At 43.0% G+C, this 24,192-nt stretch carries 20 protein-coding genes, 1 tRNA gene and 1 pseudogene; 11 read left to right on the top strand and 11 right to left on the bottom strand.

The window, feature by feature from the left end; all coding sequences use genetic code 11:
• Window positions 1-137 precede the first annotated feature (137 nt).
• Entirely contained in the window at window positions 138-623 is a 486-nt protein-coding gene (locus NI466_RS01820; RefSeq protein WP_253172518.1) for a hypothetical protein, read from the top strand.
• A 117-nt stretch (window positions 624-740) separates the two neighbouring features.
• The gene (locus NI466_RS01815) at window positions 741-1,244 is read left to right on the top strand and encodes a GGDEF domain-containing protein (RefSeq protein WP_253172517.1); all 504 of its coding nucleotides are present in this window, start codon (window positions 741-743) and stop codon (window positions 1,242-1,244) included.
• A 22-nt stretch (window positions 1,245-1,266) separates the two neighbouring features.
• Here NI466_RS01815 and NI466_RS01810 read toward each other — a convergent pair whose 3' ends face one another.
• Window positions 1,267-2,073, bottom strand: coding sequence for an SDR family oxidoreductase (locus NI466_RS01810; RefSeq protein ID WP_114541172.1), 807 nt, complete (start codon window positions 2,071-2,073; stop codon window positions 1,267-1,269).
• A gap of 20 nt (window positions 2,074-2,093) precedes the next feature.
• Window positions 2,094-2,765, bottom strand: a complete 672-nt coding sequence (locus tag NI466_RS01805) for a hypothetical protein (RefSeq protein ID WP_253172516.1) — start codon at window positions 2,763-2,765, stop codon at window positions 2,094-2,096.
• A gap of 175 nt (window positions 2,766-2,940) precedes the next feature.
• Here NI466_RS01805 and NI466_RS01800 point away from each other — a divergent pair, with 175 nt between their 5' ends.
• Window positions 2,941-5,835 carry a valine--tRNA ligase gene (locus NI466_RS01800; protein WP_253172515.1) on the top strand — a complete coding sequence of 965 codons (2,895 nt, stop codon included), beginning with the start codon at window positions 2,941-2,943 and terminating at the stop codon, window positions 5,833-5,835.
• 154 nt (window positions 5,836-5,989) lie between these two features.
• On the opposite strand, the gene NI466_RS01795 is transcribed toward NI466_RS01800, so the two are convergent.
• The 4 genes from NI466_RS01795 to NI466_RS01780 all read right to left on the bottom strand — a co-directional run bounded on the left by NI466_RS01795 (window position 5,990) and on the right by NI466_RS01780 (window position 9,732).
• Window positions 5,990-6,835, bottom strand: coding sequence for a GTP pyrophosphokinase (locus NI466_RS01795; RefSeq protein WP_354268380.1), 846 nt, complete (start codon window positions 6,833-6,835; stop codon window positions 5,990-5,992).
• A 378-nt stretch (window positions 6,836-7,213) separates the two neighbouring features.
• Entirely contained in the window at window positions 7,214-7,585 is a 372-nt protein-coding gene (locus NI466_RS01790) for an endonuclease domain-containing protein (protein WP_253172514.1), read from the bottom strand.
• A 272-nt stretch (window positions 7,586-7,857) separates the two neighbouring features.
• Entirely contained in the window at window positions 7,858-8,901 is a 1,044-nt protein-coding gene (locus NI466_RS01785) for a molecular chaperone DnaJ (RefSeq protein ID WP_253172513.1), read from the bottom strand.
• Between the two features lie 144 nt (window positions 8,902-9,045).
• Entirely contained in the window at window positions 9,046-9,732 is a 687-nt protein-coding gene (locus NI466_RS01780) for a carbonic anhydrase (protein WP_129716612.1), read from the bottom strand.
• A 483-nt stretch (window positions 9,733-10,215) separates the two neighbouring features.
• Between NI466_RS01780 and NI466_RS01775 the strand changes: the two genes are divergently transcribed.
• Complete coding sequence (locus tag NI466_RS01775) at window positions 10,216-10,893, top strand: DUF421 domain-containing protein (RefSeq protein ID WP_004646239.1); 678 nt, start codon at window positions 10,216-10,218, stop codon at window positions 10,891-10,893.
• Here the strand turns inward: NI466_RS01775 and NI466_RS01770 are convergent.
• The 3 genes from NI466_RS01770 to NI466_RS01760 form a co-directional block, all read right to left on the bottom strand.
• Complete coding sequence (locus NI466_RS01770; RefSeq protein ID WP_253172512.1) at window positions 10,890-11,591, bottom strand: HAD family hydrolase; 702 nt, start codon at window positions 11,589-11,591, stop codon at window positions 10,890-10,892. The genes NI466_RS01775 and NI466_RS01770 overlap by 4 nt on opposite strands.
• Before the next feature lie 272 nt (window positions 11,592-11,863).
• Complete coding sequence (locus NI466_RS01765; RefSeq protein WP_253172511.1) at window positions 11,864-13,126, bottom strand: DcaP family trimeric outer membrane transporter; 1,263 nt, start codon at window positions 13,124-13,126, stop codon at window positions 11,864-11,866.
• Window positions 13,127-13,472: 346 nt separating this feature from the next.
• The gene (locus tag NI466_RS01760; RefSeq protein ID WP_253172577.1) at window positions 13,473-14,720 is read right to left on the bottom strand and encodes an MFS transporter; all 1,248 of its coding nucleotides are present in this window, start codon (window positions 14,718-14,720) and stop codon (window positions 13,473-13,475) included.
• A gap of 137 nt (window positions 14,721-14,857) precedes the next feature.
• On the opposite strand from NI466_RS01760, the pseudogene NI466_RS01755 reads away from it, so the two are divergent.
• From NI466_RS01755 to putP, 5 genes and pseudogenes are all read left to right on the top strand, one after another.
• Window positions 14,858-15,486, top strand: a pseudogene (locus NI466_RS01755) (1-acyl-sn-glycerol-3-phosphate acyltransferase).
• A 63-nt stretch (window positions 15,487-15,549) separates the two neighbouring features.
• The gene (locus NI466_RS01750; RefSeq protein WP_253172510.1) at window positions 15,550-16,467 is read left to right on the top strand and encodes a patatin-like phospholipase family protein; all 918 of its coding nucleotides are present in this window, start codon (window positions 15,550-15,552) and stop codon (window positions 16,465-16,467) included.
• Window positions 16,468-16,569: 102 nt separating this feature from the next.
• Window positions 16,570-17,043: an NfeD family protein gene (locus NI466_RS01745; RefSeq protein ID WP_005104688.1), complete on the top strand. Its 474-nt coding sequence runs from the start codon at window positions 16,570-16,572 to the stop codon at window positions 17,041-17,043.
• 12 nt (window positions 17,044-17,055) lie between these two features.
• Entirely contained in the window at window positions 17,056-17,910 is an 855-nt protein-coding gene (locus NI466_RS01740; RefSeq protein ID WP_004279377.1) for an SPFH domain-containing protein, read from the top strand.
• 213 nt (window positions 17,911-18,123) lie between these two features.
• A complete protein-coding gene (putP, locus tag NI466_RS01735; RefSeq protein ID WP_253172509.1) occupies window positions 18,124-19,614 on the top strand; it encodes a sodium/proline symporter PutP in 1,491 nt (496 codons plus the stop codon).
• An 83-nt stretch (window positions 19,615-19,697) separates the two neighbouring features.
• Here the strand turns inward: putP and NI466_RS01730 are convergent, their stop codons facing one another.
• Together NI466_RS01730 and prpF are read right to left on the bottom strand one after the other, a co-directional pair.
• Window positions 19,698-20,606 (bottom strand): polyprenyl synthetase family protein, encoded by a 909-nt coding sequence (locus NI466_RS01730; RefSeq protein WP_114541181.1) that lies wholly within the window; start codon window positions 20,604-20,606, stop codon window positions 19,698-19,700.
• Window positions 20,607-20,828: 222 nt separating this feature from the next.
• A complete protein-coding gene (gene prpF, locus NI466_RS01725; RefSeq protein WP_253172508.1) occupies window positions 20,829-22,019 on the bottom strand; it encodes a 2-methylaconitate cis-trans isomerase PrpF in 1,191 nt (396 codons plus the stop codon).
• 332 nt (window positions 22,020-22,351) lie between these two features.
• Here prpF and NI466_RS01720 point away from each other — a divergent pair, with 332 nt between their 5' ends.
• Together NI466_RS01720 and NI466_RS01715 are read left to right on the top strand one after the other, a co-directional pair.
• The gene (locus NI466_RS01720) at window positions 22,352-23,707 is read left to right on the top strand and encodes an amino acid permease (RefSeq protein ID WP_253172507.1); all 1,356 of its coding nucleotides are present in this window, start codon (window positions 22,352-22,354) and stop codon (window positions 23,705-23,707) included.
• Between the two features lie 88 nt (window positions 23,708-23,795).
• Window positions 23,796-23,871, top strand: a tRNA-Arg gene (locus NI466_RS01715).
• Window positions 23,872-24,192: the final 321 nt, after the last annotated feature.

Raw genomic sequence — 24,192 nt, 5'->3', positions numbered from 1 at the left:
ATTTCGATTAGTTTGATTATCCATTTTATTTATATTTTTCATCGCAATAAATGATATTATTCACCCACCTGCTCACATTATAATCTAACACGCTGATCCCGGATTTGAATTTTTACAGTCTACTCGTGCCCAGCATCATGTCGAGCCTGGGGATCATCACGCTGAGTATTTCCTATTATAAAGGCTTACCTAATTATTTAAGATCTTATGCTTATGCACTGATTCTGATTGGCGTAACGATATTACTCAATACCGTTTTATCTGCAGCAGTTTTAGTTGAAATCTCCAGTTTCATTCCTGCTCTTTACTTCTTGTCCTGTACCTTTCACAACAAAGCCATTTATGAGCGTTTAAAAATCGACTATGTATGGCCAAACTATATTTACCTGATTGCCTTGGGTGCGTTTGGCATTTACTACTTTACCCAAGTGACTGCTGACCAGACTGCCCGTTTGCTGATTATTGGTAGCATTACTGCGGCAATTTATTTGCACCGCCCGATTGCCTTTATTCGGACGAGTACACGCTTACGTATCGACAGTTACCTGAAAATTTTTACCCTCGCGACCGCGTTCATCATTATGGGTCGTGCCTTGCTATTCTCTGTTTTACTTGAGGATTAGGGATTTGTCGCCCATTACGAACCGGCATGGGCATTTACGCAGCTGCTCCTGCTGCTGATTGATCTGATCTTTTTAGGTTTATTCATTGGCTGTGCAATTTTGGATCTGGTGCGAAAGTTGCAACGGGAGCGCCATCACGACCCGCTGACCGGATTATTAAACCGTCGTGGCTTTGAAGCCTATATTCAAAAAATAGATCCCAATCCCGCCTTACAGCATGCAGTTTTGATGGCAGATCTAGATCATTTCAAAGCCGTTAATGATCGTTATGGACATCAGGTCGGTGATCTGGTTTTACAACATATCAGTCAGATATTTAAAGCCAATATTCGGGACAAAGACCAAGTGTCACGTATTGGTGGTGAAGAGTTTCTGCTCGTCTTGCATGACATTCAAAAAGATGCCGCCTTTAAAATTGCTGAACGGATCCGGTTGCAGCTTGAAGAAACCCCATTACATCATGAACAGCAGCATATTTACCTGACTATCAGTATCGGAGTCAGCTTCTTCAATCATCCTAATCAGATTAAAGAAGCCACTTTAGCGGCTGATCATGCCATGTATCAGGCCAAACAGATGGGCCGTAATCAGGTTCAATTCGCTCAAGAGAAAATTGCCTGAATTTGATAAAACTTTAAATCTCTTATTTCACCTTGGTCTTGCGAATCATTTTGTACAGCACCTTGGGGGAAATACGTGAAACCAGCACGCCAAGTTTTTCTTTCTTGCCACCAATCACAATATATTCTTCGCCACACTGCAAGGCTTGTACGCTTTGACGGGCAAAATCTTCTGCTGACAACCCATTTTCAATCGCTTCATCCTGCTTGGCTTGCGGTTTGCCTTCCCCATTTAAAGCATTAAACGACACATTGGTTTGAACAAAGCCAGGGAAAATCACCGAGACCTGCACGCCCTGATCAGCCACTTCAGCACGCAAGCTGTTGGCCCACATATGAATCGCTGCTTTGGCTGCGGAATAGGATGCGCGATACTGGGTACCGAGCAAACCTGCCACACTGGAAATAAACACGATACGACCTGTTTTTTGTGCCAGAAAGGTCGGTAATACCATTTTGGTGAGAAACACCTGCGAGAAATAATCCACTTCCATAATGGCACGTTCAGTCTGCATGGTGGTGTCCTGAATCAAAGCACGTTGACTCAGCCCAGCATTATTAATCAGCCAGTCGATCCGGCCTTTTTGTTGCAAAACCTGTTCATAAGCATGACGAACCTGACTTTCATCTGTGATATCGGCAATGACTGAAATATGCTGATCTGCATTGGTGAGACTTTGGCGAACATTTTCCAGTTCTGCATGCCGGCGTGCAGTCAGTACCACCTGGGCTCCGAGTTCAGCACATTGCTGGGCAATCGCCTTGCCAATCCCTGAAGATGCGCCGGTAATCCAGACCACTTTTCCATTTAAGTCTTCAACTTTCGCCATGAAATCCTCTTTCCCTTGTTTTAATGAATATGGTGCTGCATTTCATCTTCCAGAAATGCCAGCAAATGCTCAAAATAATAACTCATCGTATCGGCATCATAGATGCTACCGAGCTTGTCAAAACGTTTATAGCCTAACTGGGTGGTTAAATGAATCACCCCATTCAAGGTTTTATCGACCACCACATTAAATTTCAACATTTTTTTCGGTTCCCGGATTAAATGCGTCACCCCTTGATCGACTACCTGAGTAAAAGCTTTTAAAGCGGGTGATACATACTGGTGATTACCATTTTTCATCTGGTCAACACAGCCCAGCAGCTCCATCACCAGCAATTTTTCCACCGGATATCGAACAAAAGCATCACCTTGATGCTCATAGGTCATGCGATGCAAATAGTTCACCATGGGCATCAACCGCTCATTACCAAACAACGAAACCGACCACGGCATATATTTACGGGTGTTATGCATAATCTGCTGAATCACTTTTTCAGACTCACTATCCGGTGAATTGGCCAGCTGCATCACCTGACCAAAAATCTGGTCAATAATTTCACAGGCCATATCGGCCAGATTTTCACCTAAGGGTCTGGCCAGGCTGTCTCGCTCGCCCGCATTTAATCTGGAATACAGGTCTTTAAAGCGCTGATGAGTTTCGGGTTGAAGCTTCAGGGAAATGCTATAGCTCATCTTATTATCCTTTTTGATATGCTGCGATGAGTCGCGTTTTTTTATCGTTCTATCATACGATGAGTTGCTATACATGCCAATTGGCTAAAGTTTGCATTTGGTTAAGCTGCCGCATGCACTATTTTTTTTGCTACAATAGAGCCAATTTTTCATTCACTTTTGATCTGTTTAGACTATGACTGACTCAGCGCAAAATATCGCGACAACCTACGATCCGACCGAGATCGAGAAAAAATGGTACCAAACTTGGGAAGAGCGTGGTTACTTTAAGCCGTCTGAAAAAGGCGAATCTTTCTGTATCATGATTCCGCCACCAAACGTCACTGGTAGCCTGCACATGGGTCATGGTTTTAACAATGCCATCATGGATGCCTTGACGCGTTTTAACCGTATGTCAGGTAAAAATACGCTTTGGCAACCGGGTACTGACCACGCAGGTATTGCAACGCAAATGGTGGTTGAGCGTCAGCTGGGTGCACAAGGGGTTAGCCGTCATGACCTGGGTCGTGAAAAGTTCATCGAAAAAGTCTGGGAATGGAAAGAACAGTCTGGCGGTAACATTACCCGTCAAATTCGTCGCCTAGGTTCTTCGGTTGACTGGTCACGTGAACGCTTCACCATGGATGATGGTTTATCAAACGCGGTAAAAGAAGTGTTTGTAAAACTGCACGAAGAAGGTCTGATCTACCGCGGCAAACGTTTGGTGAACTGGGATCCAAAATTACAAACTGCGCTGTCTGACTTAGAAGTTGAGTCTGATAAAGAAGAAGCAGGTTCATTGTGGCACTTTAAATACTTCTTTGAAGATAAATCACTACGCACGCACGATGGTAAAGATCACATCGTTGTGGCAACCACTCGTCCTGAAACACTACTTGGTGATACAGCTGTTGCCGTTGCACTTGATGATGAACGTTATGCTGCGCTTGTTGGCAAAAACATCATCCTGCCAATCACTGGTCGTGCGGTTCCAATCGTTAAAGACGAATATGTCGATAAAGAATTCGGTACAGGCTGTGTGAAAATCACCCCTGCGCATGACTTCAATGACTATGAAGTAGGTAAACGTTGCGAATTGCCAATCATCAACATCTTCAACAAAAATGCTGAAGTTCTTGCTGAGTTTGAATACATCGCGAAAGCGGGCGAGCAAATTTCTAAAACTATTCCTGCACCTAGCGAATATGTTGGTTTAGAGCGTTTTGAAGCACGTAAAAAGATCGTTGAACAAGCGGAAGCTGAAGGCTGGTTAGATCAGATCCAACCATACACCTTGAAACCACCTCGCGGTGACCGTTCAGGCGTGATTGTTGAACCTCTACTCACAGACCAATGGTATGTGAAGATTGCGCCGCTAGCGAAACCTGCCATTGAAGCGGTTAAAGACGGTCGTATCAAGTTCGTTCCTGAGCAGTACAGCAACATGTATATGGCTTGGATGAACAACATCCAAGACTGGTGTATCTCGCGTCAATTGTGGTGGGGTCACCGTATCCCTGCTTGGTACGATGCGGAAGGTAATGTTTATGTAGGTCGTGATGAAGCGGAAGTTCGCGCGAAAAACAACATCCCTGCCGATGTTCAATTAAACCAAGACGAAGACGTATTGGATACATGGTTCTCTTCAGGTCTCTGGACATTCTCAACCTTAGGTTGGACTGGCGACGAAGCAAAAGACAAAGCCAACTACTTCTTGAATACATTCCACCCAACAGATGTACTGGTGACAGGTTTTGACATCATCTTCTTCTGGGTTGCCCGCATGATCATGCTGACCATGCACTTCATGAAGAATGAAGATGGTACGCCACAAGTGCCGTTTAAAACCGTGTACGTTCACGGTTTGGTACGTGATGGCGAAGGTCAGAAGATGTCTAAATCTAAAGGTAACGTACTTGATCCATTAGACTTGATTGATGGTGTGGATCTTGAAACCTTAGTACAAAAACGTACAACAGGTTTGATGAACCCGAAACAAGCAGCGAAGATTGAAAAATCAACCCGTAAAGAATTCCCTGAAGGTATTCAATCTTACGGTACAGACGCGGTTCGTTTCACCTTCTGTGCGCTTGCCAACACTGGTCGTGACATCAAGTTCGACATGAAACGTGTTGAAGGTTACCGTAACTTTGCCAATAAAATCTGGAACGCAACACGTTTCGTGATGATGAATGTCGAAGGTCAAACTATTGGTTCAGAAGCACGTCAAGACCTTTGGGAATTGCCTGAACAATGGATCGTAAGCCGTCTGCAAAAAGCGGAACAAGCGGTGCAAACAGCATTTGCAACCTACCGTTTAGATCTGGCTGCGCAAGCGATTTATGAGTTCATCTGGAATGAATACTGTGACTGGTATGTTGAATTAACCAAACCGGTTCTGAACGATGAAAATGTGTCTGAAGAGCGTAAAGCTGAAGTACGTCGTGTTCTTCTTGCAGTAATGGAAGCATCTTTACGTTTGGCTCATCCGTTAATGCCGTACTTGACTGAAGAAATCTGGCAAACACTTGCGCCGAAACTTGGCATCACTGGCGAAACTATTATGTTGGCGCCGTACCCTGTTGCTGAGCAAGCATTGATGAATGACCAGGCTGAAGCAGATATGCAATGGCTGCAAGGTTTGATTGGTGCGGTACGTAATATCCGTGGCGAGATGGGTCTAGGTAATGCGCGTTTGTTGCCTGTTCTGCTGCAAAATACCACTGATGCTGAAAAAGCGCAGATTGCACGTATTGAACCGTTGTTCAAAGCATTGGCTAAAGTTGAAAGCATTACCTTCTTGGCTGATGGCGAACAACCACCATTGTCTTCATCTTCTGTAGTCGGTCACGTATCTGTATATGTGCCAATGAAGGGCTTAATTGACCCTAAAGCGGAATTAGGTCGTCTACAAAAAGACTTAGACAAGGTTCAAAAGCAACATGACCAAATTGCCACTAAACTTAGCAATGAAGGTTTTGTGGCGAAAGCACCTGCGGCTGTGGTTGAAGGCGAGAAAGTGAAACTTGCTGAGTTTGCTGATCAGTTAGCGAAGATTAAAGCAAATATGGAGCAAATTGCAGCGCTTTAATGTGTTGTTAGTTTGATTCAAAAAATCCCCTCGAATGAGGGGATTTTTTTATGCAGCTTCAATATCGACATCCAATATTTTAATATTATATTCTTCAAAAATCTTTTCTAGCTCTTGTCTTTCATATCTTTGCTCTAAAAATTCAATATGCTGTTCAGGAAGCATATTCCATTGAATGGTTTAACACCACATATACGCTTTTGAAATATTTTTCAATATCAATCAGAAACATTAAAATTGTAAAAAAACTTAAAGGTGTGTCATACGCATCAAAATTATATTTTTCTGTATACTCTGTAATTAAACTATCTAATTCTTCAAGATTAGTTATCCCAAAATTATTTAATTGTTTTGTGATCCCATTAATATCTAAAACGTTAATACTCTCTTTTTCAATAAGTGATGTGTATTTATCATCCAATAAAGTTTTTAAGCCAATACTAGTTAACTCATAATTCAGTTTGTCTTTTTTAATGCTTTCATTTAACTGTTTAGCATATTCTTCAATTTCAACTGTCAAGCGATTAAACTCTAAATCAGCTGACTCTAATAAGCCAGAAAGTAACTTAAATCGCCGATTTAAATGTGAAGGTAATTTTCCGCCCAGCTTATAACCTCTATCATGTTCAATCTCAGCCCATGCATGTTCTAATGCTGTTCTTACTTGAATTTCAAAACATAAGCCTTTATATGACGAGAATTCAGGCATATTAGCTCTTGCATTCCCAACATCACATACGAAATGAACAGAACGATAACCAACTTTTTCCTCACCTAAATTTTCTGACTTGTTAACACTATCAGCAGTATGCACATTAAACATTGATGAAATAAGATCACAGACCTTCTGAACATCCGCTTCAATTAAAGTGATAACTCGAATACCAGCTAAATCTGTCATTGATGTTGGACTGTAGTCCTTTTTTGAAAGCTTATCCTCAATTTTTTTGAGAAAACTTTTCTTAGTTTTATGGCGATATGGAACATCAACGAAACTAATTTTTTGTGAAATTAATGAATTCTTTAAAGTAACTGCAATAATTTCAGCTAATCCTTTATACGGATCAATATTATTGTCATACCATAAACCATGATCTTCTTTAGTTTTAATTTCAACTTTAGAATTGATTAGACCCTCAAATTATCAGATTATATGCTTAATTATTTGTTTTATATCATTTTCAAAAACTTCAATCACGCTATTTTTTATAAACTCTCCCCCCACCCCTATCCCGTAGGGAGAGTCACTTGATTTAATACCTGCATGCATTTCACAATGGAATTCCCTCTCCTTCTAGGAGAGGGTTAGGGAGAGGTGTTTTTAATTTTATAGAAACCCTCATCCCCCGCCTTCTCCCACAGGGAGAAGGAGCTTTCATTATTTCTTCTCTTTCAACTCAGTACACACCTTCCACAAATCCTCCAACACCACATCCGTCCTTCCTAAAACATCATGATTCCAATACCGCACCACCGTTAAACCCAAAGCCTCTAAAAACTGAGTCCGTTCAGCATCATATTCAATCGCATCATCCGCTCCATGCTGACTACCATCCAACTCAATGACCAAACCAATTTCATGACAGTAAAAATCCATAATATACGGCTCAATCACATGCTGACGACGAAATTTCAGATTCATAAAACGCTTGGCACGTAAGACTTGCCACATCAAGTTTTCAGCATCGGTGGCGGTGTGGCGCATGGATTTGGCAAATTGTAATAGTTGGGGATCGAATTTTTTATTCATAGGCTTATGTTTTTATTATTTTCTTTAGATTATCAAATTTTATAACCTCTCCCTAGCCCTCTCCTAAAAGGAGAGGGAACGTTCATTATTAAATTAATTGATGGCATCTAATCAGTTACGACTCCCTCTCCCTCTGGGAGAGGATTAGGGAGAGGTGAATCTTAAAATAGCCCTCACCCTTGCGCACTCAGAATATATTCTGAGGATGCTCATCTCCTACAAGGAGAGGGAATTTTCATTATTACATCTAGAGTTATTATGCGAATAAGGGATTAAAGCATCCCATGCCTTAAAAACATCTCTAAGCCACTCACCTTCTTGATATACATCAGGCGTTCTTTTTCTACTTTAATCTGCTGTTTGATGGCTGAAGTATCTTCATCAATCTGCTTATACAGGTCAGCAATTTGAACTTTCCCTTTCGACTTTTTTACTGCAATTCTGGTTTTCGATGACCAGACCAATCGATTGATCAAGGCATCAATCTGCTCTTGTAATTTCTGGCTCTGTGCCTCCAAAGCCAGTTGATAAAACTTGAGTTGCTCCGCACTTAAACCTTTTTTTGAAACATCCTGATCTTGTTCAATCTGCAGTTGCATTCTCAGTAACGTAAACAGGTCCTGCTCTGCATAAGCCTCATTGGCACGTTGCAATAATTCAGTTTTCTTGATTTTTTTGACATCATTCACTTCACGGTCAGGGTGAATGATGGCAGCAATTTTTAAATATACGGTTTTCAATGACTGCTCTGCCATCGCTGCTGCCTGCTCCTGTTTTTCCTGCTGACGTTTTAACTTGGCTTGCTCACGTACCTGCTGAAAATGATCTGATTGCCATACTTCAAATACTTCTACATCTGCAAGATCTGAGCCATTCTCACTCTTAAAGAATGTTTCCAGTTCATTTATTTTCTTTTGACTTTTTCTGAATTGGGCATGTTCGGCACGTTGCTGATAGTAAGTGAAGATTTCATTCACCTTATGGGCTTGTTGCACCGACATTGCCTGAGAGTCTTTTAGATAATTTGCAAGGTACTGAATCTTTTCATCCAGCACCACCAGTTCTACCTTGGAAAATGTAGTTTCCTGCAGGTGCTTCCAGAGCTGTTCCAGCTGCTTGAACAGTACGCCATGCAATTCATGATAGACCGGCATAAATGTTTTATGGGTATATTGCTGCAGATCTTCTTCAGCCTGTTGCCATTGTTCTAATTCCTGTTTCTGTTGCTCGATTTTATCAATCAGATGATCCAGCTTCTTCTGCTGTGGCGAAAGCGCTGTGAACGGCTGAATCATGGTTTTCAAGTCAAAGAGCATGGCAGCGGAAAGACCAATAGGAAATACTATCTTATAGTAATTCTTTCAGCTTTCGCCACATAGTTCTTTTCAGTGTGCCCTTTCAAAATTTGTATCAGAATTAAAAAAAGCAGACCAAAGTCTGCTTTTTCGCTCTCATATTGATTATTCCAGCACTACACGGCCATTCAATGACTGCACCGGACGGTTATTGGGATGTCCCATCAATTTGGCAAATTCCGAAATCTGCTTGGCAGAAGCCTGCTGAATATCTTTCAGAATCAGCCAGCGTACCCCTTCCGAACACGGAGGTGTGGTCAGCGAGCCGCTAAAGCGATAATAATCCAGATTCTTAGGCAACATCTGATTCACATTTTGTGGCGTTTTCAAAACCACTTTCTCACCCTGCTTTTTCGGTAAACGGTTCCACATGCGTTTGAGCATCTGGCTTTCTGCGCCCTGCTCGAACATCATCCCCACGACAGCCAGCTCACCTTTGGCATTGGCATGGACAAAGTGGATTTCCAGTGGATAGCTTTTGCCTTTAATCAGGTTTTCACTTGGACTATGCAAATGAAACTGCTTCAGTACAAAGGTATCGCCATCCAGCTGCAATTCACCACCTTGCGCAAAATCCACCTGGACAGTATGACCTTTATTTTCGATCGCATGAATCATGGTGTTATAGCTGAACTTGAGCGGTTCCAGTTCTGCTTTCACTGTTCGCTCAATATTGATTGGCGACTGGTTCAGACCATTACAGGCCGAATATTTCTGGCTCAAAGTCGACCATTGCTCAGGCTGAGTATAATCCCAATCCGCATCTGCCCAGACCGCTGTACTTAAACCCATAACCGTTAAAAGCGTGAATATTCTTTTCACAATACATCCCTTGTTGGAAGTCAAAATCACAATTTTTAATTTAAAAACAGTTTATTAACCTGGTGTAATCACTCTATTTTTCAGGCCACAAACTACAGATTTTTATAGAGATGAAGTGATTTGCTTACAAATTTCTAAACACTCCTAGTTCTTCAAAACACATTATTCAGAATATATATTGGTAGATTTCAAATGGATAATACTTTTATAGATTTAAAAATAGACAGCAGAGAATGTGATCTTCTTCAAATTTAATCTGCTGATTTTTTATGCATTATTTACATGAAATCTCTATCTTATTTTGAATAAATTGAATAGCTAGATTTTTAAGCTCAAGCTTCTTTTTTAAATAGAATCTGTCTTGATTCATAAACTTACATAAACACAGCAGCAAATAAAATACTGATATTGCTAGACTCGAGCCAAAGAGCAAAATGAGGATAAAGAATTTAAATGGACTGGGCCACGATATTTATACATGACACCACCTGGGAGTTTACTGCAGAAATTTTGCTGCGTTGTGCCCTGATGTATACGATGATTATCCTGTTTCTGCGCCTGACCGGAAAACGCGGGGTACGTCAGCTTTCCATCTTCGAAGTCGCTATCATTTTGAGCTTGGGTTCGATTGCCGGCGACCCGATGTTTACCGAAGATATTCCTCTGATTCAGGCAGTCCTGGTGATGTCGGTGATTATTATCATGTATCGCCTGACCACCTGGCTCATGATGAAATATCAATGGTTTGAAGACCTATTGGAAGGTAAACCGATTTATATCGTAGAAGATGGCGTGCTGGTCGTTGAAGAGATTAAAAAAGGTAAAATGTCCCATGATGAATTCTTTGCCGAAATGCGCCAGCAAGGCGTAGAACATCTCGGTCAGGTACGCACCGGTTTACTGGAAACTGACGGTAAGTTCAGTATCCTGTTTTTCAAATCGGATGAGGTTCGGCCTGGGCTGCCACTTTTTCCTAAAACCTGCTCTATTGTCCAACAGGTCAAGGCCGGGCAATTATATGCCTGCATTTACTGTGGACAGGTACAAACCCTTTCGCATGCCGACCAGCAATGTCCGCGCTGTGATTCTTCGCAATGGGCCGAAACGATTGACTGTTTAAGAATCACTTAAGCCTGATTCAGTAACTGCAAATGGGCAAAAATTTCCGGCAGTTGCTGAATTTTATATTGGATATGTTCAGCATCTGCATGAAAGCCTTGCATCCATAATGCATGCATTCCGGCCTCTGTAGCTCCTTGTACATCATTAATTGGATGGTCGCCAATATACAGGCACTGTGAAGGCTGCACGCCTAGACGCTCTGCAGTGATCTGGAATATTTCCGGCTGTGGTTTGTTAAAGCCCACCAGTCCTGAACTGATAATTTCATCAAAATAATTTTCAATACCCAAACCCCGAATCGTATTCAAACGGGTGTCATGTCCGCCATTGGAAACAATGGCGAGCTGATAACCCTCATCTTTCAGCTGCGTTAATACTTGCTCTGCTGCCGGCATTTCTACGGCGAAACGGCCAAACTGGCTAAACCAGAAATGGGCCAGTTCATCTATGGTTGGGGGATTTAACCAGGACAATTCCTGCAATAAGGCATAGGCAGCCGAAGCACCAATACTGCCATGCGTCAGCAGTTCCTTTTTAGGATAACCGCCATTATCAATGCGTCTTACAATCTCGATAATTTTATCTGAATCGGCCTGTGCCAATGCTGGAGCATAATATTCCGCCAGATAACGGCTATAGGCCTGTGCAGTCAGATCACGGTGGGTCAAGGTATTGTCAAGGTCAAATAAAACGGCTTGGATCGTCATAATGTTCAAATCAAAATATTGAAACTTTCAGTCATGGTAATAGCCTGAAACTGGGTAGATTAGACCTAAAATTACTAAGTTTTGTTGTTTTAAGCATAAAAAGTGATGCTGAAGTACCGCTTTTTGATAGGAAAATAAAACTCTGTATTAGAATTTGTATTTTAAGCCTGTACCACTCCCTATGCTTTATTAAAAATAACCTTTCTCCTAAAGTATTGATATAAAAAATCCCACCAAGTGGTGGGATTTTTTATTTAGCTTCACATCATCAATTAGAAGCTATATTTGCTCATTAAACCAATACGGTTATCTTTGAATTTATCATTATTAAAGTCTTTACGCTCACCATTGACATACTCAACACCAAACTCAAGTGGTTTAACCGGTGAATACACCAAGTTTAACCACGCTTGTTGTACCTCTTTGTTTGCAACATCATTGAGGTCTGCATAGTCTGAATCTTTATCAGCAAACAATGCACCATAACCTATTGATGTTTTTAAGTTAGGTAGAATGCTGTAGGTTAAGCCCGTTTGTACCGCCCAAATTTCATTTTGCTCAATATTACGGTCATTTTCATCATTTACGAATGCACTGTTGGCATTGGTACCATACAGAATACCGTTCACACCTTTGGTATAGCTGACATCTAGCGTCGCTTTCAAAGGATCAAGCACTTGATAGGTTGTACCTGCAGCTAAACCCCAACCTGCTTTACGCTTGTTAATGTTTTCATCTTTATAAACTTCAACTAAAGCACGCGCAGACGCATTACCTTTTTTGTCATCAAAGTTGTGTGCCAATTTAGCAGTCAATGTTGGTACGCTTGATTTGATGTCTTCAGCACTTGAGTTTGGTTTTTCTGCCGCTAAGAACAATTGTGTTGCCGGTGTCAAATCAAAACCATAACGAACCATTGGTAGACGAGTAGTCCCCCCACCAACGTTGGTGCTGAAGTCAATCATAAACGGTGCATGATTTGACAAGAAGTTAGATTGTGTTTGACCAATTAACCAATTCTCATAGGTTAAATATGCTTGACGTATACGGAATGAATCGTTAGTACCTGCGAAATCACTTTCAAGTTTACCACCGACCTCTGCACCTTCAACATTGGTTTTAAAATCTAAACCTATTCGTGTTGTTTTTGCTGTTGCAACGAACTTGTCATTCGTTTGACCATTGGTTTTAGCAACGTCAGAGAAGTCTCCTGCTGAACCTTCAATGATATAGTTCGCATCACCACGAACGAAACCATATAGCTTCACTTCAGTATCTGATTTTGTACTTAAGGCTTTCGGTGCAGCTGCTGATTGTTGTGGGGTTGCTTTGACTTGTTCTATTTGCACTGCTTGAGTTTGCTGAACTTGTTGCTGCTGTAATACTAATGCTTTTAATGCTTCAATTTCTTGGCGCAGCTGCTTAATTTCTTTTTGCTCTTGTGTTTCAGCATGTGCAACAGTCCCCATCATCAATGTTGTTACTGCTACTGCTAATCCTTTAGCTAAAAACTTTCCTGTTAAAACTTGACTCATTAAATTCTCCATAGTGAACACATGTTCATTGGCATTGGAAGTTCGGTGATTTCAACTGAAACCTACACCGTGTGGAATATCTATAATTATGAAATAGCTTGGTTATGATCTCGAAAGACGACTCACGCAATATATGTCGAGTTAAAAGCCCACGTATCATGTCATGTATTTGACTGGACTTACACTTTTAACCCTAGCTACACAACAAGCTACTTGAAAACATCAAGAATTTAACAACTTTCAAATCAGTTTGAAATCATTTTTATCTCATACTTTTATCTATAATATGTATTAAGCATACTTTTAAAATAGATTGTTTCTTTTTCAGCCAGCTTTAATTCATATTTCATGATGACTGCGATTGTTGATTCACTCTTCCCCAAAATACGATAGGCAATAAAAGCACGATGCTGATACAGACAATATAGGTTAAATATTTTGCATAGCCTAAATAATCTCCCAACAGCCCACTCAACATATATAAGCCACCACTTACCGTCGCCATCAGTGAAACCTGAAAGGTAAAATCTGTCCCTGCCAGATGCTTGCGACTGTATTGCATAACCAAGGTCAGCATGACTACCAATAGCATGGCGGATACCATATCCTCGGCCGCATTGACCAGATATATCATCCAATTCTCTACTTTGCTTTGCGTTTCATACTGCGCAGCCAGCCAGGCATAAGCCATTAAGCTTAATATTTTTAAAATTGAGAAAACGATCAAACTTGAGCTGCGAGACCAGTACTTGAGGCACCAGCCGGCTAATCCTGCTCCAATCAGTGCCGCAAATGCACCAAGCATGGTGACATAAAGGCCAATCTGGCTAAAGCTCAGCCCGAGATCTACCATTAACGGTTTTAATAAAGGTCCGGATAAACCATCGGCGATTTTAAAGGTCAGTAAAACTAGAAGCCACCTCGCCAAGGTTATATCTGACCAGAAGTATTGAAAATAGGTTTTAATATTACTAAGTGCAGGTCCTTTATCAGCTGGCGTGATAATTTTTGAATGCAGAGGTTCTCTAAAAAGTAAAATAGGTAAAGTATTAATAAAGACCAGAGCGGCCAATAATAGAAAGGTAGCTTGCCATTGCAGCAGATCGAGCAACCATAATACTGCTCCACCTCCGACAATAAATCCCAGACGCGAACCAATCACCTGAAAGGTATTGCCCCAATGTTGCTGTTCATTTTTCAGAATATTGACCGCCAGTGCATCGGTGGCAATATCCTGCGTCGCGCCAATGCCATTCATCAACAAAAGCAGGACAAAAAACAGCAGTAAATACAGCGGCTGATTCAAGGCCTGAATCGGTAGAAATGAGAGCCCAATCAATACAGCAACTGACAGCCATTGTAGGGGAATAATCCAGCTACGGTAATGACCTTTGGCGATTGATCCATGCCGATCGACTAAAGGTGCCCAGAATATTTTAATCGACCAAGGCAGCATTAACAGGCCAAAGCCCCCGATATGCGCCAGCGATACCCCTTCAGCCCGCAGAATGACTGGCAAGGCATGCGTCATAAACCCGACCGGAAGCCCCTGTGCCCAATACAGCGAAAACAGTAAAATATAGGTATTCCGCATATGCAGACCAAGTCCTTCAGGTAAAAATGCATTAACGGCATTTAAGATGCCATACATTTTGCCAATCAACCGGATTTTACAACAGTCTAATATAATAAAAAATAAAGAAAAATTAGTTTCAGGACGAGACAGAAGCAATGACCCAAATACGTTTCCCTCAACTCCCGCCGCATGTGCCAGCCCGCGGCAGCAAGCTGAGCCGGACTTTTTTCAGGCAGCTTTTCTTGGCCCAAGGCTGGCGTCTGGAAGGCGAATTTCCGGACTTACCTAAAGCTGTTGCGATTATTTCTCCGCATACCTCGAATATTGATGCCTGGCTGGGTTTTAATGCGCTGCTTGGTCTCGGTATTCAGATTACGATTTTTGGTAAAGACAGCCTGTTTCGCACACCGCTAAAACCGGTTCTGGAATGGATTGGCGTCGTTCCGGTCGTCCGAGATAGTCCACAAGGTCATACCCGACAAATTGTAGACATCATTGAAAAATCGCAGCAGATCTAGGTCGGCATGGCACCGGAAGGTTCACGTAAGGCACCAAAAAAATCCGCGGCGGTTTTTATCCTATTGCCAGAGCAGCCCATTTGCCGATTGTGATGTTTTACTTTGATTATGATATCAAGACCATTCATATCCTGGGCGTGTACCATCTGACCGGTGATTATGAATACGACCTGGAAGAGATTTATCAGCATTATCAAGGTAAATTCTCGGCCAAAAATCCTGACTGGGTGGCCAAGCCGTTACAAAAGCTTTTGAAAAAAGACTAGGCAAATACGGCTTTTTTTGATGTGATAGCCTGAATTTTGTTGATTTAATCACCAGTTTTTATAATGAAATTAGCTCGTTATGCCTTAATTGGCTGCCTTGGATTGAGTCTTGCAGCCTGCGACAAAGCCATTAAAACATCTACGCCTGCCACGCCACTAAAAGCCCGTGAACCTGTCGTCGCCATTGCCCTCGGTGGTGGCGGTGCCAAAGGTTTTGCTCATATTGGCGTCATTAAAGTGCTCGAATCACACGGCATCAAACCGAAGATTGTCACCGGAACCAGTGCCGGCAGTTTTGTCGGTAGCTTATATGCCAGTGGCAAATCGCCTTATCAGTTACAGCAGATTGCCCTGAACTTTAAAGAATCCGATATCCGCGATTTAACCTTGAACCGACAAGGCATTATTGCCGGACAAAAATTGCAGGATTTCGTCAATAAAAATGTGGCGAACAAACCGATTGAACAGTTCCCGATACGTTTTGCTGCAGTTGCCACTCGTCTGGACAATGGCCGCAAGGCAGATTTTATTAAAGGTAATGCCGGCCAGGCAGTGCGCGCGTCCTGCAGTATTCCGAATGTGTTTGTGCCTGCCGTGATTGGCGGCACCAAATATGTTGACGGCGGTCTGGTCAGTCCAATTCCGGTCAAGACCGCCAAAGATATGGGGGCAGACATTGTCATTGCCGTGGATATTTCTGCCCGTCCGGATGGTAATAAGGCTCTGAATATGTGGGGCGTACTGGATCAGACCCTGAACATTATGGGACAGCAAAGTATTAATGAAGAGTTGAGTCAGGCCACTGTGGTGATTCAGCCCAAAGTCGGCCATATCGGTACTTTAGACCTGAAAGCCAGCAATGCCACCATTCTGGAAGGTGAAAAGGCTGCTCAGCTGAAAATCCGTACTATTGAAAAAGCCATTAGCAACTTTAAGCAGTCTCCCGCGGCATTTAAACCGCCACGTCCGGCAAAATTTTGATGCATGAATTTTTTATATTCATCTGCAGCCGCATCTGCTACATTGAAGATCAATCATATAAAGATGATGATTAATTAAATACTTAGCGATATAGGTCACGATATGGAATTAGTTCTTGAACCTTGGCACTGGTTTGTATTAGGCATTCTTCTGATTCTGTCGGAACTATTGCTGCCCGCATTTGCTGCCCTGTGGTTCGGGATCGGTGCCATCATGGTTGGCGTCCTGTACTGGATGTTCCCGATGATGGGACTGACGACCCAGCTCCTGACCTGGATCGTACTTTCTGTTCTGTGTACGCTGCTCTGGTTTAAGTTTATCAAGCCACTTTCCATTGATAAGACCAAAGCCGGTCTATCGCGTGAAGCGACCATTGGTCAGGTGGGCATGGTGATTCAGACTAATCTGGATCATGGGCAAATCCGGGTGCGCTTTCCGATGCCAGTTTTAGGTTCGGATGAATGGGAATGCCGAACTCTGGACCCAGTTCAGGTCGGAGACCGCGTTCGCGTCGTGGATATTCTGGGTAATGACCTGGTCGTACAACCTCACAGCACGAATTATCAAAATCAATAAGGTGAATAAGCTATGTCTGGTGGTTCTATCATTGTTATCGCGTTTCTGGCCTTTGTTGCGATTACCATTTTTAAAGGTGTGCGGATTGTGCCGCAAGGCTACAAATGGATCGTACAGCGTCTGGGTAAATACCATACCACCCTAAATCCGGGCCTGAATTTTGTCATTCCTTATGTCGATGAAGTCGCCTATAAAGTCACAACTAAAGATATCGTTCTGGATATTCCCTCACAGGAAGTGATTACCCGTGATAACGCGGTTTTGCTGATGAATGCCGTGGCCTATATCAACCTGACTACGCCAGAAAAAGCAGTGTACGGGATTGAAAACTATTCCTGGGCGATTCAGAACCTGGTACAGACTTCACTGCGTTCGATTGTCGGTGAAATGGATCTGGATGATGCCCTGTCTTCACGTGACCATATCAAGGCACGCTTGAAATCCAGTATTTCCGATGATATCTCGGACTGGGGAATTACCCTAAAGACTGTGGAAATTCAGGATATTAAGCCATCAATTACCATGCAGACTGCGATGGAAGAACAGGCCGCTGCTGAACGTCAGCGTCGTGCAACCGTCACCAAAGCTGACGGTGAAAAACAGGCCGCGATTCTGGAAGCGGATGGCCGTCTGGAAGCCTCACGTCGTGATGCCGAAGCGCAAGTGGTTCTGGCTGAGTCTTCACAACGTGCAATTGACATGGTGACTTCTGCCATTGGTGATAATGAAATTCCGGTCGCCTATTTACTGGGTGAACAGTATATTAAAGCCATGCAGGATATGGCCAAGTCGCCAAATGCCAAGACCGTGGTCCTTCCAGCCGATGTGTTAAATACGATCCGCGGTGTCATGGGTCGCCCTAACTAATTTATCTTTTGACTTTATACATAGGCAGCCCGAGGGTTGCCTATTTTTATTCGCGCAAGAAAATCTCAGCAAAAATTGTGAATTTATGGTTAAATTTCGCGTTTATTTTTAAAATCTACTGGATTTGATGTTGCCTGGCTTTCGGATTAAAGCTTTTCGCAGCTGTCTTATTCCTTGTTTCGATCTACTGTCCAACTTAAAAATGGATACCGTATGAGCTCCCTAAATCCAACCTTAATTACTTTTCTTTTCTATATTGTCGCAATGGTGGTGATTGGCCTGATGGCTTATCGCGCGACAAGCAACTTTTCCGATTACATCTTAGGGGGCCGACGTTTAGGGAGTTTCGTAACTGCACTTTCTGCAGGGGCTTCCGACATGAGTGGCTGGCTCCTGATGGGTCTGCCCGGTGCGATTTATCTTTCCGGCCTGTCTGAAATGTGGATTGCCATCGGTCTGATTATTGGTGCCTGGCTCAACTGGTTGCTGGTTGCTGGCCGTCTGCGGGTGCATACCGAAGTTCAGCACAATGCCCTGACCCTGCCGGATTATTTCTCGAATCGTTTTAACGACCAGAAGAAAATCCTGCGTATTGTTTCGGCTTTCGTGATTCTGATTTTCTTTGCGATTTACTGTGCTTCGGGCATGGTCGCAGGTGCGCGTCTGTTCGAAAGCATGTTTGACATGTCTTATAGCACCGCGCTCTGGATCAGTGCCATTGCCACCATCAGCTATGTGTTTATTGGTGGCTTCCTGGCTGTGAGCTGGACCGATACCATTCAGGCGGGGCTGATGATCTTTGCCCTGTTGCTGACACCAATCGTAACGTTAATGGCGTTCTCGGATATGTCCCAGGTGACTTTGGCACTGGAGGCTGCTCGTCCTCAAGCAATGAATATTCTGGGTGATCTCAGTCTTGTTGCGATTATCTCGCTCTTGGCTTGGGGTCTGGGTTACTTTGGCCAGCCGCATATTCTGGTGCGCTTCATGGCTGCAGATTCAGTCAAATCCATTCCAAATGCACGTCGTATTGGCATGACCTGGATGATTCTGTGTCTGGGCGGTGCAGTCGCAGCCGGCTTCTTCGGTATTGCTTATTTCCAGCAGCATCCAGAACTGGCAAGCGTGGTGAATGCCAATCCTGAAACCGTATTTATGGAACTGACCAAAATCCTGTTTAACCCATGGATTGCAGGTGTAGTTCTGGCGGCGATTCTTGCCGCAGTAATGAGTACTTTAAGCTGTCAGTTATTGGTCTGTTCAAGCACCTTGACAGAAGACTTCTATAAATCTTTCCTGCGTAAAAATGCCTCGCAAAAAGAACTGGTCTGGGTGGGCCGTTTGATGGTGCTACTGATTGCCTTACTGGCGATCTGGATGGCGGGTAATCCTGAATCTAAAGTTCTGGGGCTGGTGGCTTATGCGTGGGCAGGTTTTGGTGCCGCTTTTGGTCCGCTGATTATCCTGTCATTGCTCTGGAAACGCATGACCTTGAATGGTGCTTTAGCGGGGATGATCATAGGTGCAGTCGTGGTTATTTTCTGGAAGAACCTGTTTGCAGACACTGGCCTGTATGAAATCGTTCCTGGCTTTATCTGTTCAATGCTGGCAATTGTAGTGGTGAGTCTGATGGGTAAAGCCCCAACAGCAGAAATTACCGACCGCTTTGAAGAAGCTGAACGCCTGTACAACGAAAGCAAATAATTCTGTAGCAACTAAAAAAGAGGACTTGAAGTCCTCTTTTTTATGGAATGCTCTTATACCTGAGAAGAAAAAAAATGTTCCTATCAGCTTTTTCGCGTGAGCAGGAACCGGGTAATTTGCATCAACTCTTCCGCCTGACCTTCAAAATGGTTCAAGGCATTGATCGCCTGATCATGTAATTGCTCGGCATAGGCTTTGGCCTGCTCTAGCCCCATCAATGCCGGATAAGTCGATTTTTCGACCTGTTCATCTTTACCTGCGGTTTTACCCAAGACTTCGGTATCGGAAATAATATCCAGAATATCGTCCTGTACCTGGAAGGCCAGACCAATCGCCTGTCCAAATTCACGTAATTTAGGAATGGCCAGATCGGTGCCTTCAAAGATTGTCACCGCCGCCATCATGATCGCAGCGCTAATCAAAGCACCGGTTTTATTGCGATGAATATTTTCCAGTGCTTGCTGATCGATTTTTTTGCCTTCAGACTGCAAATCTAAAACTTGGCCATTCACCATTTTCGAAGAAGCGGTTGCCAGAATCTGCATCTGCTTCAGTACAATGGAAGCTTCTACCGCTGGCCCCTGATCAAACAGACGGCTACCCAAAATTTCAAAAGCCATCGATTGCAGGATATCACCTGCCAAAAGCGCGGTATCTTCTCCATAAGCCACATGACATGTCGGCTGGCCACGGCGCAGCAAATCATTGTCCATACACGGCAGATCATCATGGGCCAGTGAATAGCAGTGAATAAACTCGATTGCAACCGCTGCACGGCGCACTGCAGCACTATTCTGATTGGGTTTTAATGCAGCAGTGGCATAGCATAGCGCTGGACGTACTCGCTTGCCACCAAGCATCACAGCATGATGGACTGCCGACCTTAACGGTTCTGGAATGGCAAAGGCTTCCAGAGCGGTCAATAAATCCTGTTGAATGCGGTGTTGTGCTTGAGTGAGTGCATGGGTTGATACGTCAGTGATAGATGACACATTCGCCTCGAATACGTAGTCCAGAAGAATAAAATGACAAGCGAATAAATGCCTGTACGGTGATCAGGCATTGTACCTAGAAATGCCTTGAATTTTCAGCCATAAATCGAATTGTTCTACTGAAATTTGCTATTCAATATCAAATAAGCAAGTCAGAGATTTTAAACCATAAAAAACCACCGCAGAACCGGTGGTTTTACAGGCTAAATGTATGCACGGCATTTAAACGAGAACATCTTCTGGTACGCGCACCCAGCCTTCCATCAATACGCGGGCACTACGGCTCATAATCGCTTTCTTCACTTTCCACTCACCATTTTCAAAACTTGCTTGTGCACCCACTCTTAAAGTCCCGGAAGGATGACCGAAACGCACCGCTTCACGCTCTACCCCACCTGCGACCCGGTTCACCAATGTTCCGGGAATGGCAGCTGCCGTACCAATAGCCACTGCAGCCGTGCCCATCATGGCATGATGGAGTTTACCCATAGACAAGGCCCGAACCAGAATATCGGTATCTGATTCGGTGACGGTTTTGCCACTGGATGAAGTATAGTTACTCGGTGGTGCAACAAAGGCAATTTTTGGCGTGTGTTGTCGGGTTACGGCTTCGGCAATATCCTGAATCACTCCCATCTGCTTCGCTGCATAGGCACGAATTGTCTCAAATTTTGTCAGGGCTGCTACGTCATTATTGATATGATCCTGAAGCTCTGTGCCCTTATAGCCGAGATCTCCAGCATTCAAAAAGACGGTTGGAATGCCGGCATTAATCATGGTCACTTCAAAGTTGCCAATATTTGGCACTTCCAAAGTATCGACCAGATTGCCTGTCGGAAACATGGAACCGCCTTCTGCATCATCATCGGCAGGGTCCAGAAATTCAATCTGCACTTCGGCTGCAGGAAAAGTTACGCCATCCAGTTCAAAATCACCCAATTCCTGCACTTGACCATCTTGCATCGGCACATGTGCAATAATGGCTTTCTGGATATTGGCCTGCCAGATCCGTACCGTGCATAACCCATTTTCAGGAATACGTTCGGCATCGACCAGACCATTGGAAATGGCAAATGCTCCCACTGCCGCGGTCAGATTGCCGCAGTTACCGCTCCAGTCTACAAAAGGACGGTCAATTGACACCTGACCAAATAAATAATCGACATCATGATCAGCGTGCAGGCTTTTTGACAGAATGACCGTTTTACTAGTACTGGAACTGGCACCACCCATACCATCAATCTGCTTCCCATAAGGGTCTGGACTACCAATCACGCGCAGCAAAAGCTGATCACGAATCCGGCCCGGCTGTTGTGCTGCTATAGGCAGGTCATCCAGCTTAAAGAAAACACCTTTACTGGTGCCTCCACGCATATAGGTTGCAGGAATCTTGATTTGGGCGGCAAAACTCATGAATTATTTCATCCTTTGACTTGTCTTTGTTTTCGTACGGGTTATTCAATATTTATATTCAAAGTATAGTATGTTGAAAGCAGAACTGCTTGACTGCCAGACCTTAGTATAAAAAAACGGCATTTGTGTTTTATCCAAGAAAAAAGAGAACTCGTCAGTTACACTTTCAATAAAATTAATATATTGATTCATTTATATTTTATTTCAGTTATTTATATGAATATTTTTTATCATTCCTTCAACAATATTTCATTCTTAGGATGGACTAGGCTTCTTTAGTCTGATCAATTACAATCAGCCACTTATCATTTTCCATTGTCGGGCTGAACACTTTGAATAACGAGTCTTCACAACTTCAGCGTGGCTTAAAGAACCGTCATATTCAGTTGATCGCCATGGGCGGTGCAATTGGCACAGGCTTATTCTTAGGTTCCGCACAGGTGATCCAATCTGCGGGTCCTTCTATTATTTTAGGCTATGCCATTGGGGGCCTGATTGCATTTTTAATCATGCGTCAATTGGGTGAGATGATTGTTCATGAACCTGTCGCAGGTTCATTCAGCCATTTTGCTTATAAATACTGGGGCAAATTCCCTGGTTTCCTTGCGGGTTGGAACTACTGGATTTTGTATATCCTGGTGGCCATGACCGAACTTACTGCGGTTGCGAAATATATTAACTACTGGTGGCCTCATATTCCAGCCTGGGCATCGGTATTGTTTTTCTTTATCGTGATTACACTGGTCAACCTCGGCAATGTGAAATTCTACGGTGAATCGGAATTCTGGCTTTCTATCATTAAAGTGACTGCGGTCATCTCGATGATTGTCTTTGGCTTGTATCTGATCCTGACTGCTGATGCTTCTTCAGGCGCATCTTTTAGCAATCTTTGGACCGCGGGCGGTTTCTTCCCGAATGGTTTTGAAGGTCTGTTCTACATGCTGGCCTTCCTGATGTTTGCCTTCGGTGGTATTGAACTGATCGGCATGGCGGCTGCAGAAGCTGAAAATCCGGAAAAAACCATTCCGAAAGCCATTAATCAGGTGGTTTTCCGTATTCTGATTTTCTATGTCGGTGCTTTGACGATTCTATTGTCACTCGTGCCTTGGAATCAGCTTGAGCTTGGTGGTCTGGACAAAAGTCCGTTCGTGATGATTTTCAGCCAGCTTGGCATTGACTGGGCAGCACACTTACTGAACTTTATTATCCTGACAGCAGCATTGTCTGTATATAACAGTGGCATGTACGCCAACAGCCGTATGCTCTATGGTCTGGCTCAACAAGGAAATGCACCTAAACTCTTCATGAAAGTGAATAAGCAAGGTACGCCGATTCCTGCCGTATTATTCTCTGCTGTACTGATTTTTGGCTGTGTACTGCTCAACTACTTCGTGCCTGAAGATGCCTTAAGTCATCTGATTTACATCGTAGTCGGTGCATTGGTATTGAACTGGGCCATGATTACGCTGACCCATCTCAAGTTCATTCAGAGCATGAAAAAGCTAGGACAGAAGACTTCCTTCCCTGCGCTGTGGTCTCCAGCGGGCAATATTCTGGTTCTTGGTTTTATTCTTACGATTCTTTACATCATGTGGACGCAAGGATTCCAGGAATCTATTTTGATGATCCCGCTTTGGATCGTGGTCATGTTCGGTCTGTTTAAGTTACTTAAGCCTAAAAATACCTAGACAACTCCTGTAGCTATGAGTCCTTAAAAGTTATTGCTTCGGCAATAACTTTTTTTTGTATTTTTTACAGTACAATAGCCTTCTTTTCGCGCCCTTAGCTTAACTGGATAGAGCAGTTGCCTCCTAAGCGACCGACGTGGGTTCGAGTCCCGCAGGGCGCACCATCCTTTCAAAATGTGATCTATACTTCAAAAAATTAGCGTTAATCTTCATATTTTTAGAATATTTTTTATACAAAAAATCATTTTTTCTTCATTATTTTATTTCTATTACTTTCAAATACTTATTTCAAAATGAGGCTATTTTTTGGTGTAAAAACTCTATTTTGATGCTTTTTTAGACTAATTAGTTTTTTCTAGAGCATTTACTCTTATTTTAATTGTGCTATTTTTGTCACATGGAGTAACAAATGATTGCGGATAAATACCCGAAATCTCCAAGAATTTAATAAGTGCAAACAACAACGCTAGATATAAATTTGTACC

The sequence above is a fragment of the Acinetobacter lwoffii genome (assembly GCF_024129595.1).
Lineage (GTDB): Bacteria > Pseudomonadota > Gammaproteobacteria > Pseudomonadales > Moraxellaceae > Acinetobacter > Acinetobacter lwoffii_O.
Note: the sequence above shows the minus strand (reverse complement) of the source record. Positions and strands in the feature narration are given on the sequence as shown.